This window comes from Actinomadura darangshiensis (genome assembly GCF_004349235.1).
Lineage (GTDB): Bacteria > Actinomycetota > Actinomycetes > Streptosporangiales > Streptosporangiaceae > Spirillospora > Spirillospora darangshiensis.
In genome coordinates this window covers 1-8,123 of the sequence record NZ_SMKY01000354.1, presented here as the reverse complement: position 1 = coordinate 8,123, position 8,123 = coordinate 1, and the positions used below count along the sequence as shown (strand labels likewise).

13 protein-coding genes and 1 pseudogene are annotated in these 8,123 nt (G+C 69.9%); 7 read left to right on the top strand and 7 right to left on the bottom strand.

Annotated elements, in window-relative coordinates; translation table 11 throughout:
- Positions 1-229: pseudogene (locus E1293_RS41200) on the bottom strand (tyrosine-type recombinase/integrase); the annotation flags it as partial.
- Positions 230-280: 51 nt separating this feature from the next.
- On the opposite strand from E1293_RS41200, the gene E1293_RS41195 reads away from it, so the two are divergent.
- The gene (locus E1293_RS41195) at positions 281-739 is read left to right on the top strand and encodes a hypothetical protein (protein WP_132204620.1); all 459 of its coding nucleotides are present in this window, start codon (positions 281-283) and stop codon (positions 737-739) included.
- Positions 740-770: 31 nt separating this feature from the next.
- Here E1293_RS41195 and E1293_RS41190 read toward each other — a convergent pair whose 3' ends face one another.
- From E1293_RS41190 to E1293_RS41185, 3 genes are all read right to left on the bottom strand, one after another.
- Complete coding sequence (locus E1293_RS41190) at positions 771-980, bottom strand: hypothetical protein (protein ID WP_132204618.1); 210 nt, start codon at positions 978-980, stop codon at positions 771-773.
- A 223-nt stretch (positions 981-1,203) separates the two neighbouring features.
- Positions 1,204-1,368, bottom strand: coding sequence for a hypothetical protein (locus E1293_RS48125; protein ID WP_165978632.1), 165 nt, complete (start codon positions 1,366-1,368; stop codon positions 1,204-1,206).
- Positions 1,369-1,800: 432 nt separating this feature from the next.
- Positions 1,801-2,814: a tyrosine-type recombinase/integrase gene (locus tag E1293_RS41185; RefSeq protein WP_243717330.1), complete on the bottom strand. Its 1,014-nt coding sequence runs from the start codon at positions 2,812-2,814 to the stop codon at positions 1,801-1,803.
- A gap of 410 nt (positions 2,815-3,224) precedes the next feature.
- Here E1293_RS41185 and E1293_RS41180 point away from each other — a divergent pair, with 410 nt between their 5' ends.
- Together E1293_RS41180 and E1293_RS41175 are read left to right on the top strand one after the other, a co-directional pair.
- Positions 3,225-3,632 (top strand): VOC family protein, encoded by a 408-nt coding sequence (locus E1293_RS41180; RefSeq protein WP_132204616.1) that lies wholly within the window; start codon positions 3,225-3,227, stop codon positions 3,630-3,632.
- 30 nt (positions 3,633-3,662) lie between these two features.
- Positions 3,663-4,034, top strand: coding sequence for a DUF4186 domain-containing protein (locus E1293_RS41175; RefSeq protein WP_132204622.1), 372 nt, complete (start codon positions 3,663-3,665; stop codon positions 4,032-4,034).
- A 37-nt stretch (positions 4,035-4,071) separates the two neighbouring features.
- Here E1293_RS41175 and E1293_RS48990 read toward each other — a convergent pair whose 3' ends face one another.
- Both E1293_RS48990 and E1293_RS50370 read right to left on the bottom strand, forming a co-directional pair.
- Entirely contained in the window at positions 4,072-4,239 is a 168-nt protein-coding gene (locus tag E1293_RS48990; protein ID WP_207939406.1) for a hypothetical protein, read from the bottom strand.
- Positions 4,240-4,493: 254 nt separating this feature from the next.
- Entirely contained in the window at positions 4,494-4,625 is a 132-nt protein-coding gene (locus E1293_RS50370; RefSeq protein ID WP_279473342.1) for a hypothetical protein, read from the bottom strand.
- Positions 4,626-4,977: 352 nt separating this feature from the next.
- Between E1293_RS50370 and E1293_RS41165 the strand changes: the two genes are divergently transcribed.
- A complete protein-coding gene (locus E1293_RS41165; protein ID WP_132204614.1) occupies positions 4,978-5,490 on the top strand; it encodes a GNAT family N-acetyltransferase in 513 nt (170 codons plus the stop codon).
- A 144-nt stretch (positions 5,491-5,634) separates the two neighbouring features.
- Positions 5,635-6,201, top strand: a complete 567-nt coding sequence (locus tag E1293_RS41160; protein ID WP_165978631.1) for a TIGR03086 family metal-binding protein — start codon at positions 5,635-5,637, stop codon at positions 6,199-6,201.
- A gap of 10 nt (positions 6,202-6,211) precedes the next feature.
- On the opposite strand, the gene E1293_RS41155 is transcribed toward E1293_RS41160, so the two are convergent.
- On the bottom strand, positions 6,212-6,760 hold the full coding sequence (locus E1293_RS41155) for a cupin domain-containing protein (protein ID WP_132204610.1): 549 nt from the start codon (positions 6,758-6,760) through the stop codon (positions 6,212-6,214).
- 106 nt (positions 6,761-6,866) lie between these two features.
- On the opposite strand from E1293_RS41155, the gene E1293_RS41150 reads away from it, so the two are divergent.
- The gene (locus tag E1293_RS41150; protein WP_132204608.1) at positions 6,867-7,427 is read left to right on the top strand and encodes a TetR/AcrR family transcriptional regulator; all 561 of its coding nucleotides are present in this window, start codon (positions 6,867-6,869) and stop codon (positions 7,425-7,427) included.
- 112 nt (positions 7,428-7,539) lie between these two features.
- A partial coding sequence (locus E1293_RS41145; protein WP_132204606.1) for an MFS transporter occupies positions 7,540-8,123 on the top strand: 584 nt, incomplete at its 3' end.

Sequence of the window (8,123 nt, the reverse complement as noted above, 5' to 3'; positions counted from 1 at the left end):
CATCCCGTTTCCGCGCGAACCGGAGCAGCACCTCATCGACGTCCTCGCCCGCCAGATCGTCCAGCACCCGCTCCGCACCCGCCAGCGCCGCGAACGTCACCACGTCCCGCGCGTACACCTCCGCCGTCGCAGGCGCCAGCGCCCCCGTCGACGTCTTCGCACGCACCATCTCCGCGTAACGGTCGACGCACTCGGCCACGGACAGTCGCTGAACATCGGCAGGACGCACCCGCCGGACGCTACCTCCCGCCACCGACAGAACCTCCGTAAGATCGACGCGATGACGGACTGGGCACTGTTCGACCAAGTCGGCGAGATCGTCCGGGGATCCACCCCGCCCGGTCTCGGGCATCCGCACGTCCAGATACGCCACAACGGCGTCAAAGCCTGGTTCGGCGACCCCGGACCCGCACGCGAGCACTACGAGGCCCAGATCATCCCCGCCGCCATCGCCCCAGGCGCCCGCGACCACGCCATCGAGATCGGCTTCCACGCCGAGCACCGCGCCGAACCCGACAACGAGGCCGCCCTCACCCGGCTCCTCGCCACCGAGACCGCCTGGCGCGCCGAACTCGGCGACGACCCCGGCACCGGCGTTTTCCTCGGCCGCGACACCTGGCGCCGCATCTCCGAAACCTGGCCCGACGCCGACCTGACCGGCCCCGACATCGCCTTCGACATCGGCGTCCGCCTCGTCGACTACATCCGCGCCCTCGAACCCCACCGCCGACGACCATGACCACCCGGCACCGGCCGGAGCCGTGGAACACCTAACCAGCGCACGGCACGGCCGCTCCCTTCCCTGGCGCGGCGGGCTTGCGGGGGAGCAGACAGGTAGCCGCGAAAGCCACCGCCAGCAGCGCGATACCAAACCACAGCGAGGCGACCCGCGCCTGCGGAATGCCGCCGGTACCGCGTACCCGGGTGAAGAACAAGGTGCCGATCACCGCGACACCGACCGAGGCCGCCAACTGCGTCACGGTGTTGTTGAGCGCCGACCCCGAGCCTGCGTCGCCGACTCGGCACGTCGTTGAGCGTCAACTGCAGCAGCGGCGCCACGACCACACCCATCCGGACCGGTCCGCCGCGGTGATCAGGGGATACAGCACCGGCAGGAGCCCGGCCGCCGACAGCGCGGCCCCGCGCAGGTCGAGCCTGGCGGCCGACTCGGCACGGCGGTGGCCAGGGCGGCCAGGGGGACGTTCACAAGAACACCATGCGCCAGCCCGCTCCCGACAGGTCCCATTCCAGCAGCGCCGGCCCGGCGATCGCGCCCAGTGTCGCGGCCACGCCCGACAGCGCCGCGACCGCCGCCATGGGACCGCCCCGCTCCTCGGGGGCGTACATCACCTGGATCTGCGACAGCACCTGCGGGATTATCGCGGCCGCGCACAGCACCCGCGCCGCGACCAGCAGGCCGGCACCGGGGCCAGGGCGGACAGCGGCGAGGCCACCGCCGCAGGTGCGCGGGGGAGGCGTGTGAGGTCCAGGAACGCCGCCAGCAGGATGGTCAGCAGAGCCAGGCTCCGCCCCTTCCCAGCCGTCCGGGCCTCGTCGGACACGGCGGTAACCGCCGTGCGCAAGCTGTCGGGGGACCGGCGCGGCAACCGACCGCCTCATCGACGCGACGCCGGACTCGGTGAGCGCGTCGGTGCAGCTCAACAGCTTGATGGGGTCCCGGTAGCAAACGCCGAAAATCCAACGAACCTGTAGCTGACCTGTGGGTTTGTGGCTCGGGTGTTGGTTAGTTGCCTGGTGGGTGGCTGCTGTTCAGCGGCTGTGATGCGGGTGGCCTCGCGGTCAGGCTGGTCCTAGGACGGCGGTGACTTCGGCCATGACGGCCGCTGAGGGTTTGAAGTAGCGGCGGGCGTGCTGTTCCTTCTTGTGCCGGGATTTGGCCATGAACAGCAGGAGGGAGACGCCGGACTCGCCGAGGTGGGTGAGGGCGGAGTGGCGGAGTTCGTGCAGGTCCCATCCGGTTCCGGTCTCGCCGCCGATGCTGGTGTGGCTGTCCAGGAGGGCGCGGGCCTGGCCGTAGGACAGGCGGGCCCGGCCGGTGTCGGGGCACAGGTCGCGGGCGTCGACCTTCTTGCCGGGGCCGGGCCGGCGGTGGCCGATGAACAGCGGCCCGGAGGTACGGCCCGCGATGAGGCGGGGCAGCAGCCGGGCGGTGCCGGCGTCCCACCACACCCGCTCCATCACGTACTGCTCGCGGGACGCCCCACGGGTGCGGGTCCGCGGCTTGGCTCCCTTGGCCTTGATGGGGCAGGTCCGCCCCGACAGGTCCAGATCCTCGATGTTGACGCCGAGGATCTCCTCGGAGCGGGCGGCGGTCTCGTACAGCATCCGCCACAGCGTCTTCTCGCGCAGGTGGACCTCGCGGCGGCCGATGAGACGGTCGATCGCGGTGCGGGAGCGGACCGGGGTGTCGGAGCCGGGCGGGGACAGGCACTTGCACCAGGCCGGGATGGCCGGGAGCTCGGCCGCGTCGGCGACGCCGTGCTCGGCGCACCACTTCAGCCAGCCGCCGACCGCTCCGCGCCGGGTGTTCCAGGTCGCCACCGACGCCTCGCCCCACAGCTGTTCGAGGGCCTGCCCGAGCTCCTCATCGGCGACCGACGACAGCGGGCGGTCGCCGCCGAGCTCGACGGCGACCTTGTCGAGGGTGGTGGTATAGGAGCGTCGGGTGTTGGAGTTGGCGCACGCGGGCGAGTCGAGGAAGGCGTCGGCCGCCGACCGCACCGTGGCGAGCGTCCCGTCGGCGCGACCGTCGCCGGGACGCAGATCGACCACCTTGTTGAGCGCGGTCGGCACCGGTCGTCTCCTTGCCACGGATAAAGGGTCCGCTTCATGTAGCCGCCCCGGATCCCGGTCCGGAGGCCGGGCGGGGCCGCGATCCTACGAGGCCACAGATAGCCACAGATAAAGGACCCTTATCCGTGGCCTCGCGACCCCGATCTTCGGGTCCAGCGAGACCAACCGGTCGGCGCGCACACGAAGATTCTGCCGGTATACACGACACAGGATGTCATGATTCGTTGGGAGGCTTATCGGAGTGAGTGACCCCTCAGACACCTGAGCGGTCACTCGATACGGGTCTAGGCCCGTAAGCGGTTCCCGCGGGCCGGACCTCGGCGTTCGAGTGCTGTCAGGTTCGGATATCTGTCGGTGCCCGCTGCTGTGGTCCTGGCCGTTCGCAAGTCACTCGCAAGAAGGAGCATCAGATGGGATCTCTACTCAACCCGTGCCTGGCTTTCAAAGGGAACGCACGGCAGGCGATGGAGTTCTACCGGGACGTGTTGGGCGGCGAACTGGAGATGGGCACGTACGCCGAGTTCGGCTCGGCGGACGCACCCGCCGACAAGATCATGCACTCTACGCTCCGCACTCCGGACGGCTTCACGCTGATGGGTTGGGACGTCCGGGAAGAGATGCCCCACACCCCCGGCAACAACGTTGCGGTCTTCCTCGGCGGCGAGGACGCCGAACTCCGCGGCTACTTTGAGAGGCTGTCCGCCGGCGGCACCGTGACGTTGCCCTTGGAGAAGCAGTCGTGGGGTGACGAGGCCGGCTCGCTCGTGGACCGGTTCGGGATCACCTGGATGGTCAACATCACCCAGCAGCAGTCCTGATCGACCGCGGAAGGGAGTCCCGAACCGGTGATGGAGGAGTTGGATGCCAGGCTGCACCAGATCGGGCAGCACCACTTCCGCGCAAGGTTCCGGCTCCGTGGCCGGGACCGTGCGGTGGTCGACCTGCGCGGCATCACAGCCGTCCGCAGACACGCCGGAGAGCTGGTCGAGCGCAGGCTGGCTCCGGCCGAACCGCGCAACGACGGCCGTCAGACGCCCTATCGCGGGCATCCGGTGTTCGTCGCGCAGCACGCCACCGCGACGTGCTGCCGCACCTGCCTGGCACGCTGGCACGACATCCCCGCCGGGCGCACGCTCGACGATGCCGAGCAAGGCTACGTCGTGGAAGCGATCTGCCGATGGATCGCAGGCCAGTACGCACTCCACCACCCGCCGCCATGACCGGATCGAGGCGCCACAACGGGCTGGCCGCCGGGCTTCACTGAGGTAGACGGGCGTTGATCGCATCGCCTGCGCTCACCAGTACCTCACCGGCGGCGGTCGCCGGCCCCAGCAGACTGGTGACCTCGGCGATCGCCTCCGGCGAGGGATGGAAGTCCCGGCGCACGTTCTCGGGCTTCTTGCGCCGGGACTTGGCCATCAGCATCAGCAGGCTCGCGTCGCCCTCGCCCAGATGGGTCAGCGCCGAGTGCCGCAGCTCGTGAGGATCCCAGCCGGTGCCCGGCCCGCCCAGCGCGGGTGCGTGTCCAGCAGCGCGCGGCCGTGCCCGTAGGACAGGCGGGCGTATCCGGTGTCGGGACAGACGTCGCGCGGCGTGAGCACACCAGCCGAGCTCTGGACGTGAGGCCGTACCCGACTCGCCACATGAGGTCGTACACGGACACGGAGTGTCAGCGGCGGTCACGGGTGGAGCATGAACGTGGTTCCGGCTTGGGTGACGGTTGTTGGGCGCAGTGGCCGCCAGCCCTCGATGAAGCTCAGCAGTTCGGCGCCGATGTCGCGGCCCTGGCCGCGCAGCTCGCCGATCGCCATGCCGTAGTACTCGGTGGTCCAGGTGATGACGGCGTTGGTGAGTACGGTCAGGCCAGGACCGGCAGGATGACGTCCATGAGCAGCTGGCGGGCCTCACCCCGGGGTCACTGTCCGAAGGTTGCACTCAAGCCGAGGTGGACCGCCTGCGATCCGCAACCCGGCGGTGAGGATGACCGGGCTCCTGCGATGCCTTCGCCAAGCTCACCGTCCCCGTCCAATACAAAATCGGACATGGCGCTACAAAGTTCATAAACCAGACAGAATCCAGCTTCTGTCTGGTTTATGACTGAAAGTAGGGCACGCGCGCCCGGCGTGGGCGGGCGTTTGCGAGATGTCGGCCAGAATGGTGCACATGGAAACGCTCGTCTCGCCGCCGCGACTGGTGCCGCCTACAACGGCGGTGCGTGAGTCGTTCCTGGCCGGGGAGGAGGCCGACCTGCGGCTGGGCGGCGGGCCCGCCGGCTGGCTGGACGAAGCCCTCACCGATTTCGACACGTTCGTCGCCGGACGGAACGGTGTCCAGCGACGCTGGGGCGTCCCGTACACGACGTTCTGGTATGTCTCAGGCGAGCACTACATCGGAACGCTGATCCTGCGGCACCGCCTGACGCCGGAACTCGCCGAGGTCGGCGGGCACATCGGCTATCACGTCGTCCCGCCGTGGCGGCGGCAGGGCCACGCCACGCGGATGCTCGCCGCGGGTCTGGCGGAATCCAGGCGGCTCGGCCTGGACCGCGTGCTGCTGACGTGCGGCGCCGACAACGAACCGTCCCGCCGCGTGATCGTCGCGAACGGCGGCGTCCACGACGGCCGCACCCGAGGCGAGGACAGATTCTGGATCACCCTCGACGCCGAGACCACCTGACGCCATGAACGCGCCGAGTGCCCTACTTTCACCCTACCTGATCATTGGTCGATAATGAGCATTATGTTAAGTAGACCTCTGATGGGGCCTTGCCGCTAGATTGGGCGGGTTCCGCATGCGGGTGTCCCGGGTGGGTGTGACGTTGTGATCCCAGAGCAGTTCGTGCGCGCGCTTGACGTCTTCGAGGGTGTGCTGGTCGCGGTGCCGGCGGACCGGTGGTTGTCACCGTCGCCGTGCGAGGGCTGGGCGGGGGTCGACGTGGCCGGGCACGTCATCGCCGGGCTGCTGGTGGTCGAGATGCGCGCCGCCGGGCGGGCACTCCCCGAGAACGATCCTGACTGGCGCGAGGTGGCCGGGGATGATCCGCCGGCGTCCTGGCGTGAGGTGCGCGCCCGCATGACGGGCGAACTCACGCCCGAGGCGCTGGATCGGCGGATCCTGCTGGGCATCGGCATCACGGTCACTTTGCGTAACTGGCTGGCGGAATATCCGCTGGAGTTGCTCGTGCACACGTGGGATCTGGCACAGGCCGCCGGGCTGCCGATCGTCTTCGATGCGGATCTGGTGCGTCCCGCGCTGGAGACCGCGCGGCGGATGGCGCAGCGCGGGCGCGAGACGGGGATGGTGGGGCCCGAGGTGGCCGTCGCCGGCGAGGCCGATGATCAGGCGCGGCTGCTGGCCTTGTTCGGCCGCTCCCCCGCGGCCGTCTGACCGTTCGAGGCTAGGCGGGCGGGGTGCGGTCGGCGCCGATGGCGATGCCGACGATCGTGCAGGTTTCGGTGCCGTGGTTGCGCCAGGCGTGCCGGGTGCCGTTCTGGACGACCACGTCGCCCGCCCGCAGCACCGTCTGCTCGCCGTCGTCGAGGTCCAGCGTGACTTCGCCTGATACGACCATGACGTAGTCGATTCTGTCGGTGGTGTGCATTCCCGGGACGTCGGGGTCCATGGCGGTGGCCGCGCCCGGCATCTGCTGCTCCAGTTCGTCCATGGCCGCGGCCATGTCGAGGTCCGGAGGTGGCACCAGGTCCCCCGGCGCGATCACGTTGATCATGAAGCGCGATCCGTCCCGGGGCGGGTACCAGGCTTCGGCGGGGCGCGGTGAGCCGTCGTCGGGGAACGCGGGCCGCTCGTCCCGGCCCCACAGCCGGTAGGCCGCGCAGCCGGGCATCAGGTCGGACGTGATGGGCTCGACATCACGGTCGTCGACCAGGCGGGCCTGGCCCTCGGAGTCGTGTCCGGTGACCACTCTGCGGACCCTCGTGTGCCCCATTCGGTCGCTCCTTGGTGCTGCCGCGTATTGATACGGGTGCGTATTGATACGCCACCGTATCCTCCGATTCGCGAACCCGTCAATACGCTGGCGTATCCTGTTGCGCGTGGTGAACGAGTCGACCCGGCTGTCCGCCCATGACTGGGCGCGGGCCGCGCTGAAGGCGATGGCGGACGGCGGGCTGGCCGCGGTCGCGGTCGAACCGCTGGCGCGGACGCTGGGGGTGACCAAGGGCAGCTTCTACGCGCACTACCGGAACCGGGACGAGCTGGTCGCGGCGGCGCTCGCGGAGTGGGTGCGAAGTCACGGCGACGAGGCACTCACCGAACTCGCGGCGGTGGCCGATCCGGCGCGGCGGTTGCGTGAGCTGCTCACCGTGGTGGTGCAGTCCGTCCAGCCGCTGGCGCCGTCGGTGCACCTGAGCCTGCTCGGCGACCGCAACGACCCCCGGGTCAGGGACGCGGTCCGCGAGGTGAACCGGGCCCGGCTTGACCTCCTGTCCCGGACCTACCGCGAGCTCGGCCTGCCGCCGGACCGGGCGGTGTCGCGGGCGCGCGTCGCCTACGCGGCCATCCTCGGATTGCTGCACTTGGCGCAGACCGATCCGGATGCCCCGAATTCCGCGATCCTCGCGGAGGAGGCGACCGCGGTCTTCCTGCCGGTGTGACCAACCGGCACGGCGCGCGGGAAACGGCGGGGACCCCGTCGCCGCGTTCGGTTAGCATGCCGGTATGCGCCGACGACATTGATCTTCAGCTGAGGCGGGGCTCGCGCGGAGGTTGTACACCTACGCGTTCCTCGAGGACTTCGTTCTGCTGTACCCGGTTTACGCGGTGCTGTTCGCCGACACCGGGTTGTCCCCCGCTGCCATTTCGTCGTTGTTCGTGATCTGGTCGGTCACGACGTTCGCGCTGGAGTTGCCGTCCGGTGTGTGGGCGGACGTGTTCTCCCGCCGCCTGCTGCTGGTGGCCTCTCCCCTGCTGGCCGGCGCGGGTTTCGGTTTGTGGGCGTTCTTTCCTTCGTATCCGGTGTTCGCCGTGGGTTTCGTGCTGTGGGGTGCGGGGTCGGCGCTGCGTTCGGGGACGATGCAGGCGCTGGTGTACGAGCGGCTGGAGCGGGTGGGCGCCGAGGGGGCGTATGCGCGGCTGATCGGGCGTTCCGAGGCGGTGTCGCTGCTGGCGGTGGTGGCGGCGTCGGCGGTGGCGTCGCCGGTGCTGGCGGTCGGCGGGTACCGGGCGCTGGGGGCTGCGAGCGTGGCGGTGTGCGCGGCGTGTGCGGTGGCGGGGTGGCTGCTGCCGGAGTCGCGCGGCGGTGGTGAGGACGGGGACGAGCCGTCGCTGAAGGCCGTGGTGCGTCAGGGATG